We start from the raw sequence: 18,162 nt of genomic DNA on the forward strand, positions 1-18,162 counted from the left end.
TTGCATCGTCGCCCGAAGGAAAGACTGAATGGACCGCGTGCGAAATCTTCTGGAACAGATCCGGAACCGCCTCGAAGAATTGAACAAGGCTGAGAAAAAAGTGGCCGAGGTCATCCTGCTCAACCCGCAGCAGGCGACCCGCTTCTCCATCGCAGCCCTCGCCCAGGCCGCCTCGGTCAGTGAACCGACGGTCAACCGTTTCTGCCGTTCGTTCGGCGTCAGCGGTTACCCTGAACTTAAATTGCAGTTGGCGCAAAGCCTGGCCAGTGGCGCAGCGTATGTCAGCCGCGCCGTGGAGGCCGATGATAACCCCGAGGCCTACACCCAGAAGATCTTTGGCAGCGCCATCGCCTCGCTGGACGCCGCCTGCCAGGCCCTGGACCCGGCCCTGATCAGCAAGGCCGTGGACCTGTTGATCCAGGCGCGGCAGATCCACTTCTTCGGCCTCGGTGCTTCGGCGCCGGTGGCCATGGACGCGCTGCACAAGTTTTTCCGCTTCAACCTGGCGGTCACCGCCCACGCCGACGTGCTGATGCAACGCATGATCGCCTCGGTGGCCCACACGGGCGAGCTGTTCGTGATCATTTCCTACACCGGGCGCACCCGTGAGCTGGTGGAAGTGGCGCGTATCGCCCGGGAAAACGGTGCGTCGGTGCTGGGCGTAACCGCCGAGAACTCGCCGCTGGCCAAGGCCAGTACCGTAAGCCTGAACATTCCGCTGCCCGAAGACACCGACATCTATATGCCGATGACCTCGCGGATCATTCAGTTGACGGTGCTGGATGTACTGGCCACCGGCATGACCTTGCGCCGCGGGGTGGATTTCCAGCCGCATTTGCGCAAGATCAAAGAGAGCTTGAATGACAGCCGGTATCCGGTGGGGGATGAGTTCAACTAAGCCAGCCTGTGTGCTGGCTTCACTGGCCTCATCGGGGACGATTCAACTTGCCCCCGATGAGGCCATAAGCCACGACGCTAGACTCCCGCCCGTGCCTGCAGACTGAGATGCGCCCGCTCCCCCGGCGCCAGGCTCGCCCCGGCCATCGCCGACTCCACGCACACAAACCCCGACGCCTCGTTAAAACTAACGCCCAATAGTGGCCGGCTGCCCGGATGCCATACGACGGTGTCGGCGCTGTCGCCGGTATCGATGCACAGTTCACGCTGCCAGGCGTGATCCTTGAGCTGCAGTTCGCCATCGTGCTGGAACACCCGCTGGCACCCGCCATCCACCCTTAGTTCGCCTTCCTGCTGGCACGCCTGGCGATTGAGCTGGTCGTAACCGTGCGCGCCGTCGAGCCCAGACAGCGCTATCTCATCAACGTGTCCAATACGCCAGTAAGCGTGCAAAGCATGGCTCAACTGGCACGGCAACTCGTCCTGATGCTCGGTGCTCAGGCGCAGTTCCAGGGGGTCGCCCAGGTGCGCGTGCAGGTCGACCTGCCAGTCGCACAGCTGCAATTGCCAGTGCAGGCGCACGCCGTCGTCGTCGCTGCTGCTGTCGAGCAGTTTCCAGTCGATCAACCGCGCCCAACCATGGGACGGCCAAGCGTTTTCGCTCGGATGGCGGCCATACCATGGCCAGCACACCGGTATGCCGCCACGGATGGCGCCGACTTGCGGCCACTTGGCTGCGCACCACAGCCAGGGTTTCTGGCCACGGGGCTGAAAGTGCAACAGTTGCGCGCCCTGGCGACTGAACACCGCCTGGCACAGCGGATGGTCGATTACCAACACGTCGCGCATCTGAAAGCGCTCCCAGGCGAACACCGGACGCTCGCGCAGGGATTTGAAAAAGCGTTGCAGCGGTTGCTCATGCATGTGCCACGGTCCCAAATATCACAGTGCCACCCAAAAAAAAGCGGATAGCCATGGCTACCCGCAAAATGCGCACAGAGAGAAGGAGCTTATCGCAACAGCGTTAGAACGTAGACTGAATTTTCAGGCCCGCCACCAGCGCGTTGTCGACTTTATCCACGCCGCCCGGTTGGACAACGTATTGCAGGTTGGGACGCACGGTCAGCCAGTTGGTGACGTGGAAACCGTAGTTGATTTCGAAGTTGTACTCAGTTTCGCGGATCGGCGAGAACAGCGGGTTGTCGTAATCGGCCACGCCGTTGGCGGCATTCAGCAGTTCGGCGTTTTTCTTCACGTCATCGTTGACGTGCAGACGTGCGGCACCAATACCGACGTCATCTTTCGGACGCGCGTCGAATGGGCCTTTGTACACCAGCATCAACGACTGGTAGTTGTCGACCAGGTTGGTTTCCTTGTCGTGGAAGGTCGCGTTGGCGGCGATGTTCAAGCCACGGGAAGCGTCGCCGTTATGGGTGGTGAGTTGCTGCTGGGCAACGAACCAGTAGCCTTTTTTGCTGCTGCGGGTACGGTAGGCCGCACCGGTGGTAGCAGCATCGTTGCCATTGACGTCTTCACGAACGTCAGCAGCATCGGCGGCGCTCTTGTAGTAACCCACACGGTATTCGCCCGGCAGGTTATTCACCTTCGGCGACCAGACCAATTCCACCGGAATCACGGTGCCCTTGGTGCCGCTGCCGCTGAGCTTGAAGCCGTTGCCGTGCTCCAGCTGCGACGGGTTCTGGTTGTACGCACCGATTTGCGCATACAGCTCAGGCGTGATGTTGTACTTCACGCGGATCGCGGCCTGGCTGACCGGCCAGTTGTACCAGGTGTTTACATAGTTGCCGACCTGGGAGCCACAGAACGACAGGTTCTGGAAGTCGCACGGGAAGGTGTTGAAGTCTTCGCCTTCACCGAAGTAGCCGAGCTTCACGTCCAGCTTGTTGTCGAACATCTGGTGCTGAATCCAGAACTGGGTCAGACGCACCATGTGGCCACGACCGTAGACTTCCATGGACGAGCTCAGCGTGCCGGCACGCGGGTCGCCAATGCGGTCGTTGGAGATGTTCTGGCCATTACGGTTAGTCAGCTGGATCTTGGCCTGGGTGTTATCCCAGCCCCACAGCTTTTGCAGGTCCAGCGCCACGCCCAACCCAAACTGGTCGGAGTAACGGCCGGTCTTGTCGTCGTTGTAGCCGCCGCGCAGGTTGGCGCCCATTTCCCCTACGTAGTCAGCCTTGATGTCGATACCTTGCTCGATCAGCTTGGTACGCTCGCCGCCCCAATCACCGGTCATCCACTTGGAGTCGGCACTGAATGCATCGGCCGCCATCGCATTGGCGGACAGTACAAGGGCTGCTGCTGCTGACAGTTGGCAGATCAGCCGAGTGTTGTTGTGTTGCTTTTTCATCCCTACATCCTCGTCTTTATTGTTATTAAACTGTTTTTATCTAACGCGGGTTACTTTTTTCATCTAAAACAACAACTTATCTACTTCAGCGACCTTTGAATTGGGCCACGTTGTCCGCATGCCCCTGTGCGGGCAATGAAGAAGCAGTGCCGAGGCGCTCGCCCGTGTTGGCGTCGAACAGCAATACCTTGGATGGATCGAATTGCAGTGTCAGGGTCTCGCCCACCTGCGGCGCCACATCAGGCGCCAAACGGCAGCAGACCTTGGTGTCATTGAGCTGCACAAACACCAGTGTGTCCGGGCCGGTCGGCTCGGTGACCTGGACCTCGGCACGAATGCTCGACGAACCATTACCCTCACCCGACGCCAGCACGATCTGCTCCGGGCGCAGGCCCAGAATCACATCACGGTCTTCCAGGCCGGCGTCGTTCATACCCAGCGGCAATTCGCATCGCGCCTGGCCGCTGTCGAGCAGCGCCACCAACTTCCCGTCCTTGCGTTTTAGGCGCATAGGAACGAAGTTCATCGGTGGTGAACCGATAAAGCTTGCCACAAATAGGTTAGCAGGGTCGTTGTAAATTTCTTTCGGCGTGCCGAATTGTTGGATGATGCCGTCCTTCATCACCGCCACTTTATCGCCCAGGGTCATCGCTTCGATCTGGTCGTGGGTCACGTAGACCGTGGTGGTCTTGAGGCGCTGGTGCATCAGCTTCATTTCGGTACGCATCTCGACGCGCAGCTTGGCGTCGAGGTTCGACAGCGGTTCGTCGAACAGGTAGATCTTCGGCCGACGTGCCAGGGCCCGGCCCATGGCCACGCGCTGTTGCTGGCCGCCGGAGAGCTGGCCCGGCTTGCGGTTGAGCAGGTGTTCGATCTGCAGCAGCTTGGCCACCCGCGCCACTTCGGCGTCGATGTCGGCCTGGGGCATCTTGCGGATCTTGAGGCCGAACTCGATGTTCTCGCGCACGCTCATGGTCGGGTACAGCGCGTAGGACTGGAACACCATGGCGATGTCACGGTCCTTGGGGCTCATGCCGCTGACGTCCTGGTCGCCGATCATGATCGCGCCGCCGGTGATGGTCTCCAGGCCGGCGATGCAGTTCATCAGCGTGGACTTACCGCAACCCGAAGGACCGACCAGGATCAGGAACTCCCCTTCCTTGATCGACAGTTCGATGTTCTTCAAGGTGTCGGGCAGGCCGGCGCCATAGGTCTTGTTTACATTGCGAAGTTCAAGCGTAGCCATGATTACCCCTTGACCGCGCCGGCCGTCAGGCCGCGCACGAAATACTTGCCTGCGATCACATAGACCAGCAGGGTCGGCAGCCCGGCGATCATCGCCGCCGCCATATCCACGTTATATTCCTTGGCCCCGGTGCTGGTGTTGACCAGGTTGTTCAGCGCCACCGTGATGGGCTGGGAGTCGCCACTGGAGAACACCACACCGAACAGGAAGTCGTTCCAGATCTGGGTGAACTGCCAGATCAGGCAGACCATGATGATCGGCGTGGACATCGGCAGAATGATCTGACGGAAGATGGTGAAGAAACCGGCCCCGTCCAGGCGTGCCGCCTTGATCAGCGCATCCGGGATGCTCACGTAGTAGTTACGGAAGAACAGCGTGGTGAACGCCAGGCCGTACACCACGTGCACAAACACCAGGCCGGTGGTGGTGCTGGCCAGGCCCATCTTGCCGAGGGTGAACGACGCGGGCAGCAGCACGGTCTGGAACGGCAGGAAGCAGCCGAACAACAGCAAGCCGAAGAACAGCTGCGAACCACGGAAGCGCCAGAACGACAGCACATAACCGTTCAATGCACCGATGGCGGTGGAAATCAGCACGGCCGGCACGGTGATCTTGAGCGAGTTCCAGAAGTAGCCATCCACGGTGGCCCAGGCCTTGACCCAGCCGATGCCGCTGACCACGGTCGGCCAGCTCAACAGGTTGCCGGTGCTGATGTCTTCCGGGGTCTTGAAGCTGGTGAGCAACATCACCACCAGCGGTACCAGGTACAGCAATACAGCGAGGATCAACACCGCGTAGATCGCGATGCGGCTCAGGCTGATGGCAGGTTTGGCAGCGAGACTAGTCATTACGCTTGGTCCTCAGCTCGGAGTAGAGGTAAGGCACGATGATCGCGAGGATCGCACCGAGCATCAGGATTGCACTGGCCGAGCCCATGCCCATCTGGCCACGGCTGAAGGTGAACGAGTACATGAACATGGCGGGCAGGTCGGACGAATAGCCCGGGCCACCGGCCGTCATGGCCGCCACCAGGTCGAAGCTCTTGATCGCAATGTGCGCCAGGATCATCACCGCACTGAAGAACACCGGACGCAGGCTCGGCAGCACCACGCTCCAGTAGATGCGCGGCAGGCTCGCGCCGTCGATCTGGGCGGCACGGATGATCGACTGATCAACCCCACGCAGGCCGGCGAGGAACATCGCCATGATGAAACCGGAGGCTTGCCACACGGCGGCAATCACCAGGCAGTAGACCACCCGGTCCGGGTCGATCAGCCAGTCGAGACGGAAGCCTTCCCAGCCCCAGTCACGCAGGAGTTTGTCCAGGCCCATGCCCGGGTTGAGCAGCCATTTCCAGGCGGTACCGGTGACGATCATCGAGAGCGCCATCGGGTACAGGTAAATGGTGCGGATAAAACCTTCGCGGCGGATTTTCTGGTCGAGGAAAATCGCCAGCGTCACGCCGATCACCAGGGTGATGCCGATGAACATCCCGCCGAACAGCGCCAGGTTCTTGCTCGCCACCCACCAACGGTCGTTGTCGAACAACCGCTCGTATTGCGCAAGACCCGCCCATTTGTAGCTTGGCAGGAACGTAGAGGTGGTGAACGAGAGCACAAACGTCCACAGGATGTAGCCGTAGAAACCCACCAACACGATGAACATGCTGGGCGCCAGCACCAGTTTGGGTAGCCAGCGCTGCAGTGCATCGAACGGCGAGGCTTTGCTGAACACAGCAACAGAACTCATGGGGAAATCCAATACAGGGAAAAAGGACTACAGAAGCACGCCTTGTGAGGGGTCAGGGATCCCCCTCACAAGGTCAACCGTTACTTGGCAGACTTGATCGCAGCGCCGAGTTTCTTGGCGGTGTCGGCCGGGTCGGCTTTCGGGTCGTTGATGTAGTTGGTCACGACATCGAAGAACGCACCTTGCACCGCCAGGGTGGTGGCCATGTTGTGCGCCATGCTTGGCTGCAGGCCGCCGGTCTTGGCGTCAGCCAGGAAGTCCTTGGCGGCGGTCTGGGCGCAGGAGTCGAAACCGTAGGAGTCCATTTTGTTCAGCATGTCGTTGCGAACAGGGATCGAGCCCTTGTTGATGCTGAACACCTTCTGGAAGTTTTCACCCAGCACGACTTTGGCGATGTCCTGCTGGCCAGCGGCAGTGCCTTTGTCTTTCTGCTTGAACACCGCCAGGGAGTCGATGTTGTAGGTGAAGGCTTTGTCGGTGCCCGGGAAGGCTACGCACTCGTAGTCTTTGCCGGCGACTTTCTTCGCGGCGGTCCATTCGGACTTGGCCCAGTCACCCATGATCTGCATACCGGCCTTGCCGTTGATGACCTTGCCTGCTTCGAGGTTCCAGTCCTGGCCTTTGCCGTCGACGTCCATATAGGTCGCGACTTTCTTCAGCTCGGTCAGGGACTTGACCATTTCCGGGCCGGTCAGCGCAGCGTTATCGAGGTCGACCAGGGCTTTCTTGTAGCCATCGGCGCCCATTACCGACAGGACCACCGCTTCGAACACGGTGCTGTCCTGCCAAGGCTGGCCACCGTGGGCAAGCGGGATGAAGCCCGCGGCCTTGAGCTTGTCGCCGGCGGCGTAGAATTCTTCGAGGGTGGTGGGGTTCTTGGTGATACCGGCTTTCTTGAAGACTTCCGGGTTGATCCACAGCCAGTTCACGCGGTGGATGTTGACCGGTACGGCAACGTAGTCGCCGTCGTACTTCACGGTGTCGGAGACTTTCTTGTCGAGCAGGGAATCCCATTTTTCGTCTTTGGCGACGGACTTCAGGACGTCGGTGTCGAGCAGGCCGGTAGAGGCCCACTCCTGGATGTCGGGGCCTTTGATCTGGGCAACGCCTGGCGGGTTGCCGGCGACCGCGCGGCTTTTCAGCACGGTCATGGCCGTGGCGCCACCGCCACCTGCGACGGCGCCGTCTTTCCAGGTGAAGCCGTCTTTCTCTACTTGGGCCTTCAGGACATCTACAGCCGCTTTTTCGCCACCCGAGGTCCACCAATGCACAACTTCAACCGTCCCTTTGGAGTCGGCGGCAAATGCACTGAGGGGAAACAACGAGGCAACGGAAATAGCTACGGCGAGGCGATTAATCGCGTTCATCTGAATACCTTTTCTTGTTGTTATGCATGCAAGTCTGGAGCTTGCGCTGCACGGAGTTTAAACATGGTTTTTTCGAGCACAGGTAACAAAGGGATGCACAAATGTCACCACTTGGTGACATAACACCCAGCGCCTAAAGCGCTGGCCATGCTTGGGGCCAGGGGCAGTGCAGGCAGCACAACCGCTTGCCAGGCATGGTACAGGTCCGGTTTACCGCCCCAGATGGTGCTGCTGGGCTGGTTGTGCGGGCTGAGTTCGTGGTGCCAGCTGCCGTGGAGGCGGTCGATGAAATGGGTGTCGCAAAACTCCCAGAAACGCCGGTACCAGGTTTCGTAATGCAGCTCACCCGTGCGTTTGAGCAAGGCCTGGGCAGCGGCGCTGGCTTCGGCGTGGGTCCAGTGCAGACGCTCGCGCACGACCGGGCGGTGGTTCCAGTCGAGGGTGTAGACGATACCGGGGGCGCCATCCACGGCCCAGGCATAGTCGCAGGCGCTGGCGAACAGGCCCTTGGCGGCGCTCAGCAGCCAGTCCGGCGTGGCCAGCCCGGCCTGCAGGCGCGCGGCTTCCAGGTGCAGCACCAGCCGCGCCCACTCAAAGCCATGGCCAGGGGTGATGCCATACGGGCGGAAGCCATCGGCGGGGTTGTCTTCGTTGTAATCGAGCAGGGGTTGCCATTGCGCGTCGAAATGCTCGATCACCATGAACTGGTTGGCGGCGGCGTGGGTATGAATCACTCGTTCGACGATGCGCAGGGCGCGGTCCAGCCAACGAGTGTCGGCGGTGACATCGGCCAGGGCCAGGAAGGCTTCGGTGGCGTGCATGTTGCTGTTGGCGCCGCGATAGGCTTCGACGCCGTTCCAGTCCCGGGCGAAGGATTCGAGCATCACGCCCTCCTCTTCGCTCCAGAAGAACTGGTCGATGATATGAATGGCGTCGCTCAGCAGATTTTGCGCGCCAGGCGCGCCCGCCACCACGGCAGAGCTGGCGGCCAGGGCGACAAAGGCATGCAGGTAGGCCGCCTTGCCGGTGTTGCCGTCCAGGGCCTGGGGTGCGGCGAACCAGCCACCGTGTTCGCTGTCACGCAAAGGTCCGCCCAGGGCCGCAACACCGTGCGCCACCAATTCGGCATAACCCGGCAAGCCCATGGCATGGGCCATGGCGAAGCTGTGGGTCATGCGCGCGGTATTCATGGTTTCGGCGTGGGCATCGGCCGGCAACTGGCCTTTGTCGTCGAGGTTGCCAAACCCCTCAGGCAGACGGGAGGCCTTGGCGAATGCCAGCAGGCGTTGGCCTTCGGCGGCGAGCCAGGCGTGATGGGCAGGTGCATTCAGCCAACTGCTGGCAGGCAGTGGTTGCGTGGTCATGGGTGGCCCTTATTATTGTTTGTGGGATGACGCGGAGTCTAAACAAGGGCGAGGTGGGGGCAAGTAACGAAGGGGATGGGAAATGTCACCAGATGGTGACATTCAAGCCGCTCAGTCGGCCTGTGGCGAGCGGGCTTGCCACAGGCCCGATATTACTGGCCGAGCGGCGTGACAGCCGCTGGCGCGTTGAGGCGCTGATTCAGGTTCTGCACCTGGCTCTGCAAGGTGGTGATATTGCGGGTGGTCTGGATGCGAAACACGTCGAACTCCTTGTTGGTCGGCGCATCGCTGTTGGCCGGCTGGCTGTCCTGGGCGCTTTTGAGTACCACGAGGTCCTGCTCAAGACGGGCGATGGCTGCGCTCGGGTTACCTTGCTTTTTCAAGGCGGCCACATCAGCAGCCAATTCCTTTATCTCGGTATCGCGCTTGCCGGCATCGCCCTGCGCTGCCTTCAGGGTGGCCACTGCATCGGTCAAGGCTTGCACCTGGCCCTGCAGCTTGGCATTGGCGCCCGACAGCTCAGTGGTGCTGGCAGTCATTTGCGCCAGGCGCTTGTCCAGCTCGGTGGCCTGGCCGGCAACGCCGAGTTGCTGCTTGCCCTGCTCCAGCAGCTGGGTTTCCAGCTGTTTGATCTGCAGTTTCAGTGCTTCGCTGCCGTTGTTCACGTTGGCTTCACTGGCTACGACCTTGCCGGAAATGTCCTGCAGGCGCCCTGCCGCTTCTTCGCTGATGCGCGCAAAGCTTTCCTGGGTAGCAACCAACTGCTGGCCCATCAGGGAAATCTGCTGGAAGCTCCACCAGGCCAGGCCGGCGAAGGCGATCAGCAGCGCGCCGATCAATGCCCACAGCGGGCCGGTGCTGGCGCCCTTGACCTTGACCACGGGCGTGTTGCGCGAACGCACCGAGGTGGCCGGGGAAGGCTCGAAATCATCGTCATCCCCAAGATCGGCCCGCAGGCTGGGAATGTTGTCGAAATCGTCTTTGGCATCGTTACGCATGAATCAACCCTGAATCAGTGAGTTAGCCGGCTGGAAAGCCGAGCGACGGGAGTATAAACCCCAACCCCATCGCGTTGATCGACCCGGAACCTGGAATTCGGTTCCCGATGTGTTGCCTGTTGTGACCTTATTTGAACCCGGGATCCTGGGCCTTCCACCAACTGCAGAACTCGTCGAGGGCGGTCCACAGGCTGACCTTGGGCTCGTAATCCAGATAATGCCTGGCCCGGCTGATGTCGAGGGTGAAATCTTTGTTCATTACCTGCATGCCCAGGCGCGATAACGCCGGCTCCGGACGACCGGGCCACATTGCGCAAAAGGCTTCGTTAAGCGCCGCCACGCTGTAGGACAAGCCGTAGGAGCGATAACGGGTCACCTGGGGCAACTCCATTTGGCGCATCACGTAATTGACCACATCCCACACCGGCACCGGCGTGCCGTTGCTGATGTTGTAGGCCTTGCCCAGGGCCGAACCGGTGGCCAGCAAACTGCTGAGCAGCGCTTCGTTGAGGTTGTGCACACTGGTGAAGTCGACCTTGTTGAGACCGTCGCCGACGATAGCCAGGCGGTTCTTGCGCTGCATTTTCAGCAGGCGCGGAAAAATACTCATGTCACCGGCACCGGTGACGAACCGCGGGCGCAGGGCCAGCACCTCGAGGCCGAACTCCTGGGCGCCGAACACTTTCTGTTCGGCCAGGTACTTCGTGGCCGCATAGGGATGCTTGAAGCGCTTGGGGACTTGCTCTTCGGTCAACCCGAGGTGATCGCGCCCGTCGAAGTAGATCGACGGCGACGACAGGTGCACCAGACGGCCCACGCGCTGCTTGAGGCAGGCTTCCACGACGTTTTCAGTCACCAGCACGTTGCCTTGATGGAAGTCCTGGTACTTCCCCCACAAGCCCACGGCGCCTGCACAATGCACAACGGCTTCGACATCGCGGCACAGGTCGCGCACCAGGTCGGCATCACTCAAGTCACCCTGGATAAACTCGGCACCGCGTCGAACCAGGTGCTCCACCCCCTCGGCGCGCCGCCCGTTGACCCGCACGTCCAGGCCCTGCTCCAGGGCGAAACGCGCAAAGCGCCCGCCGATGAAGCCGCTTGCGCCGGTGACCAGAATCTTCATGTATTACCCCGTGTTCTTTCATTTTTCATCGCTGTTGCCTTGACGACCGCCATCAGTCCAACGGCACCAACCATTGTCCACAGGCTTGGGCCAGGTGGTCGGTCAACAGGCCCAACAGCTGCCCGCCGCTGCGCCAATGATGCCAGTACAACGGCACATCGATGGGCTTATCTGGCATCAACTCGACCAGCACGCCTTTTTCCAGCTGGTCGCGCACCTGCAGTTCAGGCACCAGCCCCCAGCCGAGCCCGGCTTCCGCCAGGCGGATAAAGCCTTCGGACGATGGGCATAAATGGTGTTCGAAACCACCGTCCACGCCCAGAGACGCCAAATAGCGATGCTGCAGGAAATCATCCGGGCCAAACACCAGCGCCGGTGTGCGCGCCAGTTGGTCGGCACGCACACCTTCGGGGAAATGCCGTGCAACAAATGCCGGGCTGGCCAACGCCCGATAACGCATGGCGCCGAGCAACAGGCTGCGGGCTCCGGCCACCGGGCGCTCGCTGGCGCAGATACAGGCGGCCACCTCGCCGGCGCGCATGCGCTTGAGCCCCACCGTCTGGTCTTCTACCACCAGATCCAGCAGCAAATGCTGCTCGGCACAGAAGTCGCTGACCGCCTCGGCCCACCAAGTGGCCAGGCTGTCGGCATTCAGGGCGATGCGCAGGCGTTCGGGCATGCCTTCTTCGTCCAGCGCCGGCACCTGGCTTTGCAGGTCGCGCTCCAGCAGCCGCACTTGCTGCACATGGTTAAGCAAACGCCGACCGATATCGGTGGGCGCCGGCGGCGTAACCCGCACCAGCACCGGCTGGCCGATGCGTGCTTCCAATAACTTGATGCGCTGGGAAATCGCCGATTGCGACAGCCCCAATACCTGGGCACCGCGCTCGAAGCCGGCCTGTTCCACCACCGCCGCCAGGGCGGAAAGCAATTTATAGTCGAACATCAGTTTCTCTAATGAGCGATCAGCAATATTGGTTTTTCTTATACAGCCTGGGCCATGAGAATAGCCAGCATCGCTTCTCTCTTCATAAGGACCTTCAGCATGGCTGGCGAAACCGCCCTGGCAACCCTGCTGCGCAGCATGAGCCCGCAGCTCAATGACGGTGACTACGTGTTCTGCACCCTGCCTGACCATCGGATTCCGGCCGGTTGCGAGGCCATCGGCAGCTTTCGCGAACAGGAAGGCCTGACCCTGATCCTGGAGCGCCGGCAGGCGGAACAGGCCGGCCTGGCGTTCGACTACATCGCGGCGTGGATCACCCTGAATGTGCATTCAGCGCTGCAAGCCGTGGGCCTGACGGCCGCCTTCGCCAGCGCACTCGGCAAGGCCGGGATCAGTTGCAACGTGATCGCCGGCTACTACCACGACCACCTGTTCGTCGGCCGCGCGGATGCCGAGCGAGCCATGGACGTATTGCGGCAACTGGCAGCGACTTCGGAGTAATGGTTATGTGGCAAAGCTATCTGAACGGATTATTGGTGGCCCTGGGGCTGATCATGGCCATCGGCACGCAAAACGCATTTGTATTGGCGCAAAGCCTGCGCCGTGAACATCACCTGCCAGTGGCAGCGTTGTGCGTGGTGTGCGACGCCTTGCTCGTGGCAGCCGGGGTATTCGGCCTGGCGACGGTACTGGCACAAAACCCGCTGCTGCTGGCAATTGCCCGCTGGGGCGGCGCCGCGTTCCTGCTGTGGTACGGCACCCTGGCGCTGCGCCGGGCGTTTTCGACACAGGGCCTGGAGCAAGGGGGCGACCTCAAGGTCCGCTCATTGCGCGCCGTATTGCTCAGTGCCCTGGCGGTCACGTTGCTCAATCCGCATGTGTATCTGGACACGGTGCTGCTGATCGGCTCGCTGGGCGCGCAACAAACCGAACCCGGCGCCTACGTGGCCGGGGCCGCGAGTGCATCGTTGCTGTGGTTCGCCACCCTGGCGCTCGGCGCGGCCTGGTTGGCGCCGTGGCTGGCACGCCCGGCGACATGGCGCCTGTTGGACCTGTTGGTAGCAGTGATGATGTTCAGCGTGGCCTATCAATTGATCAGCGCCTGATGAATATTCCAAAACGCTCTGGAACCTCTATCCCACACAGTTGTTGCGTGGTTTTGCCGCACCCCCGGTGCTATGATCCGGACCCTGCGCCGCAAAGAGTACAAACTCCCCGGCGCTTGTTTGGCCGCCCGTGATCGGCCTTGCGCTCACCGCAACTGACCTGATTAGGAGAATCATCATGGCTTTCGAATTGCCGCCGCTGCCCTACGCACACGATGCCCTGCAGCCGCACATCTCCAAGGAAACCTTGGAGTACCACCACGACAAGCACCACAACACCTATGTCGTGAACCTGAACAACCTGGTGCCAGGCACCGAGTTCGAAGGCAAGACCCTGGAAGAAATCGTCAAGTCTTCTTCGGGCGGCATCTTCAACAACGCCGCTCAGGTCTGGAACCACACCTTCTACTGGAACTGCCTGGCACCAAACGCCGGCGGCCAACCTACCGGCGCGCTGGCTGAAGCCATCAACGCCGCGTTCGGTTCGTTCGACAAGTTCAAGGAAGAATTCACCAAGACGTCCGTCGGCACCTTCGGTTCCGGTTGGGGCTGGCTGGTGAAAAAGGCTGACGGTTCCCTGGCCCTGGCCAGCACCATCGGCGCCGGCAACCCGCTGACCAGCGGCGACACCCCGCTGCTGACCTGCGACGTGTGGGAACACGCCTACTACATCGACTACCGCAACGTGCGTCCAAAGTATGTGGAAGCGTTCTGGAACCTGGTCAACTGGAAGTTCGTCGCTGAGCAGTTCGAAGGCAAGACCTTCACTGCCTAAGCAACCCTTGCAGTAGAAAGAGCCCGGCGAATGCCGGGCTTTTTTATGCGAGGCAGGAATGATGGAACTCAGCAATGGGAACTTGCCACCTATACGGCGAGAGGAATCCCCCTCTTATCCAATATCGGAGAGTTCTCATGCCAATAGCAGAAACCGCAGCAGTCGGATTAGCCGTCGGGGTCGCCACCCAAGCGGCTCAAACCGCGCTCCCCGTAGTCGCTGATGTAGCCGCTCCTGTACTGGACAGCGCCGCACCAGGCGCAGGGCAAGCGCTCAAAGGAACAATCAACTTTGCATCTTCCGCCGCAGAGGTACTGCCGAAGATAGGAGGATAAAGAGGGAATGGCGGATCTCAATCCGCCTACAGCCCCCTCGCGCCCCAGTTTTATTTCTCACCCCACGCGACGCTGAGCCACAACGCTCCTCGACATTTTTCCCAAACCATCCCCAGCCGCAATGTTCCTTTGACTGCCAACCTCAGATTGCCAATACTCATGGCATATTGAAGGCCACCCGCATGAGACAAGGAATGCCCCTTTGAAGCTGGAACTCAAAAACAGCTTGTCGGTGAAGTTGCTACGGGTCGTGCTGCTGTCGGCGTTGATCGTGGGCGTGACGCTGAGCGTGGCGCAGATCGTGTTCGATGCCTACAAGACGCGCCAGGCCGTGGCCGGTGATGCCCAGCGCATCCTTGACATGTTTCGCGACCCCTCGACCCAGGCCGTCTATAGCCTGGACCGCGAGATGGGCATGCAGGTGATAGAGGGGCTGTTCCAGGACGAGGCGGTGCGCATGGCCTCCATCGGCCATCCCAACGAAACCATGCTGGCAGAAAAAAGCCGCGCCTTGCAGCACTCCCCCAGCCGCTGGCTCACCGACCTGATTCTTGGCCGGGAACGCACCTTCACCACGGCCTTGGTCGGCAAAGGCCCCTACAGCGAATATTACGGCGACCTGAGCATTACCCTCGACACCGCCACGTACGGCCAGGGTTTTATTGTCAGTTCGGTGATCATCTTCATTTCCGGCGTGTTACGCGCCTTGGCCATGGGCCTGGTGTTGTACCTGGTTTACCACTGGCTGCTGACCAAGCCGCTGTCGCGGATTATCGAACACCTGACATCGATCAACCCGGACCGTCCCAGCGAGCACAAGATCCCGCAACTCAAGGGCCACGAGCGCAACGAGTTGGGGTTGTGGATCAACACCGCCAACCAGTTGCTCGAATCCATCGAGCGCAACACCCACCTGCGCCATGAGGCGGAATCCAGCCTGCTGCGCATGGCCCAGTACGATTTTCTCACCGGCCTGCCCAACCGCCAGAAACTGCAGGAGCAACTGGACAAGATCCTCATCGACGCCGGCCGCCGCCAGCGCCGCGTAGCGGTGCTGTGCGTGGGACTGGATGACTTCAAAAGCGTCAACGAGCAGTTCACCTACCAGGCCGGCGACAAATTGCTGCTGGCCCTGGCCGACCGTCTGCGCGCCCACAGCGGTCGCCTCGGCGCCCTCGCCCGCCTGGGGGGCGACCAGTTCGCGCTGGTACAGGCCGATATCGACCAGCCCTACGAAGCGGCCGAACTGGCGCAAAGCATCCTCGACGACCTGGAGGCGGAGTTCGCCCTCGACCACGAGGAAATTCGCCTGCGCGCCACCATCGGCATCACCTTGTTTCCCGAAGATGGCGACAGCACCGAGAAGCTGCTGCAAAAAGCCGAACAGACCATGACCCTGGCCAAGAGTCGCTCTCGCAACCGCTATCAGTTCTATATCGCCAGCGTCGACAGCGAAATGCGCCGCCGCCGCGAGCTGGAAAAAGACCTGCGCGATGCCCTCAGCCGCGACCAGTTCCACCTGGTCTACCAGCCGCAGATCAGCTACCGCGACCAGCGTGTGGTAGGCGTGGAAGCCCTGATCCGCTGGCAGCACCCGGAACACGGCCTGGTGCCGCCGGACCTGTTCATCCCGCTGGCAGAACAGAACGGCACCATTATTCCGATTGGCGAATGGGTACTGGACCAGGCCTGTCGACAATTGCGCGAATGGCATGACCTGGGCTTCACCGAACTGCGCATGGCGGTCAACCTGTCCACCGTGCAGTTGCACCACACCGAGTTGCCACGGGTGGTCAACAACCTGATGCAGATCTACCGCCTGCCGCCGCGCAGCCTGGAACTGGAAGTCACCGAGACCGGCCTGATGGAAGACATCAGCACCGCCGCCCAACACCTGTTGAGCCTGCGCCGCTCCGGGGCATTGATCGCGATTGATGATTTCGGCACCGGCTATTCCTCCTTGAGCTATTTGAAGAGCCTGCCCCTGGACAAGATCAAGATCGACAAAAGCTTCGTCCAGGACCTACTGGACGACGATGACGACGCCACCATCGTTCGCGCCATTATCCAACTGGGCAAAAGCCTGGGCATGCAGGTCATCGCGGAAGGCGTGGAAACCGCGGAGCAGGAGGCCTACATCATCTCCGAGGGTTGCCATGAAGGTCAGGGTTACTACTACAGTAAACCCCTGCCGGCCCGGGAGTTGGCGGCTTTTTTGAAGCAGGCGGAGCGCAATGGCGCGGCTATTCTCTGAGCGGACAAAACGATACTGAAGATTTCCCGCGTATAACCCTTTACACAAAATGCAAATCTTTCGCATTATGTCGCAGTTTTGCGCGACCCCCGCGCGCCCATCAACAACCGAAGCAGGATGTTCGCCATGATTCGTATGCCCCTGGCCACCGCCAGTCTGCTGGCCATTGCCATTTCTCTCGCCGGTTGCGGCGAAGGTAAAGACAAGCCCGCAGCCAACCAGGCGCCGACCCCGGCTGCCAGCACCACCGCTCCAGCGGCTGCCACCCCTGCCGGCCAGGTCGATGAAGCGGCCGCCAAGGCCGTGGTTGCGCATTACGCCGACATGGTCTTCGCGGTGTACAGCGATGCCGAGTCCACGGCAAAAACCCTGCAAACCGCAATCGACGCCTTCCTCGCCAAACCGAACGACGAAACCCTGAAAGCCGCCCGCGCCGCCTGGGTTGCCGCGCGCGTTCCGTACCTGCAGAGCGAAGTGTTCCGCTTCGGCAACACCATCATCGATGACTGGGAAGGTCAGGTTAACGCCTGGCCTCTGGACGAAGGTCTGATCGACTACGTCGACAAATCCTACGAACACGCTCTGGGCAACCCGGGCGCTACCGCCAACATCATCGCCAACACCGAAGTCCAGGTCGGCGAAGACAAGGTCGACGTGAAGGACATCACCCCGGAAAAACTCGCCAGCCTCAATGAGCTGGGCGGTTCCGAAGCCAACGTCGCCACCGGCTACCACGCCATCGAATTCCTGCTCTGGGGCCAGGACCTGAACGGCACCGGCCCAGGCGCCGGCAACCGCCCTGCGTCGGACTACCTGACCGGCGACGGCGCAACCGGCGGCCACAACGAGCGCCGCCGCGCCTACCTGACCGCCGTGACCCAACTGCTGGTCAGCGACCTGCAGGAAATGGTCGGCAACTGGAAACCCAACGTCGAAGACAACTACCGCGCCACCCTGGAGGCAGAACCTGCCACCGACGGCCTGCGCAAAATGTTGTTCGGCATGGGCAGCCTGTCCCTGGGCGAACTGGCCGGTGAACGCATGAAGGTTTCCCTGGAAGCCAACTCGCCGGAAGACGAACAGGACTGCTTCAGCGACAACACCCATTACTCGCACTTCTACGACGCCAAGGGCATCCGCAACGTCTACCTGGGCGAGTACACCCGCGTCGACGGCACCAAACTGACCGGCGCCAGCCTGTCGTCCCTGGTGGCCAAGGCCGACCCGGCGGCCGATACCGCGCTGAAAGCGGACCTGGCGGCGACCGAAGCGAAAATCCAGGTCATGGTTGATCATGCCAACAAGGGTGAACACTACGACCAGTTGATCGCCGCCGGTAACGACGCGGGCAACCAGATCGTGCGTGACGCCATCGCCGCCCTGGTCAAGCAGACCGGTTCGATCGAAGCCGCTGCCGGCAAGCTGGGCATCAGCGACCTGAACCCGGATAACGCTGATCACGAGTTCTGATCAGTGCGGTGTTAAATGAGGCGGCCTTCGGGTCGCCTTTTTTTACCTGCCTTTCACAGTAGGACCGCCACCCCCTCCCACATTTGATTTGCGTCGCCTTCAAGGCCCGGTTTACATGCCCGGCACCCCAGGTAGAATGGCGCCTCTGCCCTATTTCG

Annotated in this window: 16 protein-coding genes; 6 read left to right on the plus strand and 10 right to left on the minus strand. The window is 61.1% G+C overall.

Features of this window, described 5'->3' with window-relative positions:
* The first annotated feature begins 37 nt into the window (after positions 1-37).
* Positions 38-898 (plus strand): MurR/RpiR family transcriptional regulator, encoded by an 861-nt coding sequence (locus tag J1N02_RS06935; RefSeq protein WP_169898656.1) that lies wholly within the window; start codon positions 38-40, stop codon positions 896-898.
* A gap of 77 nt (positions 899-975) precedes the next feature.
* Here J1N02_RS06935 and J1N02_RS06940 read toward each other — a convergent pair whose 3' ends face one another.
* From J1N02_RS06940 to J1N02_RS06985, 10 genes are all read right to left on the minus strand, one after another.
* Positions 976-1,821, minus strand: coding sequence for a D-hexose-6-phosphate mutarotase (locus tag J1N02_RS06940; RefSeq protein WP_421147241.1), 846 nt, complete (start codon positions 1,819-1,821; stop codon positions 976-978).
* A gap of 100 nt (positions 1,822-1,921) precedes the next feature.
* A complete protein-coding gene (locus tag J1N02_RS06945) occupies positions 1,922-3,268 on the minus strand; it encodes a carbohydrate porin (RefSeq protein ID WP_027605594.1) in 1,347 nt (448 codons plus the stop codon).
* An 85-nt stretch (positions 3,269-3,353) separates the two neighbouring features.
* Positions 3,354-4,514, minus strand: a complete 1,161-nt coding sequence (locus tag J1N02_RS06950; RefSeq protein WP_027605593.1) for an ABC transporter ATP-binding protein — start codon at positions 4,512-4,514, stop codon at positions 3,354-3,356.
* 2 nt (positions 4,515-4,516) lie between these two features.
* Positions 4,517-5,362, minus strand: a complete 846-nt coding sequence (locus tag J1N02_RS06955) for a carbohydrate ABC transporter permease (RefSeq protein WP_027605592.1) — start codon at positions 5,360-5,362, stop codon at positions 4,517-4,519.
* Positions 5,355-6,263: a carbohydrate ABC transporter permease gene (locus J1N02_RS06960; protein ID WP_003175732.1), complete on the minus strand. Its 909-nt coding sequence runs from the start codon at positions 6,261-6,263 to the stop codon at positions 5,355-5,357. Before J1N02_RS06960 ends, J1N02_RS06955 begins: the two co-directional genes overlap by 8 nt.
* An 80-nt stretch (positions 6,264-6,343) precedes the next feature.
* Entirely contained in the window at positions 6,344-7,630 is a 1,287-nt protein-coding gene (locus J1N02_RS06965) for an ABC transporter substrate-binding protein (protein WP_027605591.1), read from the minus strand.
* A gap of 104 nt (positions 7,631-7,734) precedes the next feature.
* Positions 7,735-8,994 carry an AGE family epimerase/isomerase gene (locus J1N02_RS06970; RefSeq protein ID WP_108574744.1) on the minus strand — a complete coding sequence of 420 codons (1,260 nt, stop codon included), beginning with the start codon at positions 8,992-8,994 and terminating at the stop codon, positions 7,735-7,737.
* Positions 8,995-9,146: 152 nt separating this feature from the next.
* Positions 9,147-9,992, minus strand: coding sequence for an ATPase (locus tag J1N02_RS06975; RefSeq protein ID WP_027605589.1), 846 nt, complete (start codon positions 9,990-9,992; stop codon positions 9,147-9,149).
* A 127-nt stretch (positions 9,993-10,119) separates the two neighbouring features.
* A complete protein-coding gene (locus tag J1N02_RS06980; RefSeq protein ID WP_027605588.1) occupies positions 10,120-11,118 on the minus strand; it encodes an NAD-dependent epimerase/dehydratase family protein in 999 nt (332 codons plus the stop codon).
* A gap of 52 nt (positions 11,119-11,170) precedes the next feature.
* Positions 11,171-12,064, minus strand: a complete 894-nt coding sequence (locus J1N02_RS06985) for a LysR family transcriptional regulator ArgP (RefSeq protein ID WP_027605587.1) — start codon at positions 12,062-12,064, stop codon at positions 11,171-11,173.
* 99 nt (positions 12,065-12,163) lie between these two features.
* On the opposite strand from J1N02_RS06985, the gene J1N02_RS06990 reads away from it, so the two are divergent.
* From J1N02_RS06990 to J1N02_RS07010, 5 genes are all read left to right on the plus strand, one after another.
* Positions 12,164-12,565, plus strand: a complete 402-nt coding sequence (locus J1N02_RS06990; RefSeq protein ID WP_027605586.1) for an ACT domain-containing protein — start codon at positions 12,164-12,166, stop codon at positions 12,563-12,565.
* Between the two features lie 5 nt (positions 12,566-12,570).
* Entirely contained in the window at positions 12,571-13,170 is a 600-nt protein-coding gene (locus tag J1N02_RS06995) for a LysE/ArgO family amino acid transporter (RefSeq protein ID WP_027605585.1), read from the plus strand.
* A gap of 178 nt (positions 13,171-13,348) precedes the next feature.
* Positions 13,349-13,945: a superoxide dismutase gene (locus J1N02_RS07000; RefSeq protein WP_003212997.1), complete on the plus strand. Its 597-nt coding sequence runs from the start codon at positions 13,349-13,351 to the stop codon at positions 13,943-13,945.
* Between the two features lie 537 nt (positions 13,946-14,482).
* Entirely contained in the window at positions 14,483-16,534 is a 2,052-nt protein-coding gene (locus J1N02_RS07005; RefSeq protein ID WP_027605584.1) for a putative bifunctional diguanylate cyclase/phosphodiesterase, read from the plus strand.
* 126 nt (positions 16,535-16,660) lie between these two features.
* Positions 16,661-18,004, plus strand: a complete 1,344-nt coding sequence (locus J1N02_RS07010; protein WP_027605583.1) for an imelysin family protein — start codon at positions 16,661-16,663, stop codon at positions 18,002-18,004.
* Positions 18,005-18,162 lie beyond the last annotated feature (158 nt).

This window comes from Pseudomonas sp. NFX5 (assembly GCF_049132125.1).
Taxonomy (GTDB): domain Bacteria; phylum Pseudomonadota; class Gammaproteobacteria; order Pseudomonadales; family Pseudomonadaceae; genus Aquipseudomonas; species Aquipseudomonas marginalis.

What these genes read in the sequence shown, in the direction of transcription:
- J1N02_RS06960 (WP_003175732.1), bottom strand. Translation starts at nt 6,263, where the DNA reads ATGAGTTCTGTTGCTGTGTTCAGCAAAGCCTCGCCGTTCGATGCACTG.
- J1N02_RS06985 (WP_027605587.1), bottom strand. Translation starts at nt 12,064, where the DNA reads ATGTTCGACTATAAATTGCTTTCCGCCCTGGCGGCGGTGGTGGAACAG.
- J1N02_RS06995 (WP_027605585.1), top strand. Translation starts at nt 12,571, where the DNA reads ATGTGGCAAAGCTATCTGAACGGATTATTGGTGGCCCTGGGGCTGATC.
- J1N02_RS06975 (WP_027605589.1), bottom strand. Translation starts at nt 9,992, where the DNA reads ATGCGTAACGATGCCAAAGACGATTTCGACAACATTCCCAGCCTGCGG.
- J1N02_RS06980 (WP_027605588.1), bottom strand. Translation starts at nt 11,118, where the DNA reads ATGAAGATTCTGGTCACCGGCGCAAGCGGCTTCATCGGCGGGCGCTTT.
- J1N02_RS06950 (WP_027605593.1), bottom strand. Translation starts at nt 4,514, where the DNA reads ATGGCTACGCTTGAACTTCGCAATGTAAACAAGACCTATGGCGCCGGC.
- J1N02_RS07010 (WP_027605583.1), top strand. Translation starts at nt 16,661, where the DNA reads ATGATTCGTATGCCCCTGGCCACCGCCAGTCTGCTGGCCATTGCCATT.
- J1N02_RS06965 (WP_027605591.1), bottom strand. Translation starts at nt 7,630, where the DNA reads ATGAACGCGATTAATCGCCTCGCCGTAGCTATTTCCGTTGCCTCGTTG.
- J1N02_RS06955 (WP_027605592.1), bottom strand. Translation starts at nt 5,362, where the DNA reads ATGACTAGTCTCGCTGCCAAACCTGCCATCAGCCTGAGCCGCATCGCG.
- J1N02_RS06990 (WP_027605586.1), top strand. Translation starts at nt 12,164, where the DNA reads ATGGCTGGCGAAACCGCCCTGGCAACCCTGCTGCGCAGCATGAGCCCG.
- J1N02_RS06970 (WP_108574744.1), bottom strand. Translation starts at nt 8,994, where the DNA reads ATGACCACGCAACCACTGCCTGCCAGCAGTTGGCTGAATGCACCTGCC.
- J1N02_RS06940 (WP_421147241.1), bottom strand. Translation starts at nt 1,821, where the DNA reads ATGCATGAGCAACCGCTGCAACGCTTTTTCAAATCCCTGCGCGAGCGT.
- J1N02_RS06945 (WP_027605594.1), bottom strand. Translation starts at nt 3,268, where the DNA reads ATGAAAAAGCAACACAACAACACTCGGCTGATCTGCCAACTGTCAGCA.
- J1N02_RS07000 (WP_003212997.1), top strand. Translation starts at nt 13,349, where the DNA reads ATGGCTTTCGAATTGCCGCCGCTGCCCTACGCACACGATGCCCTGCAG.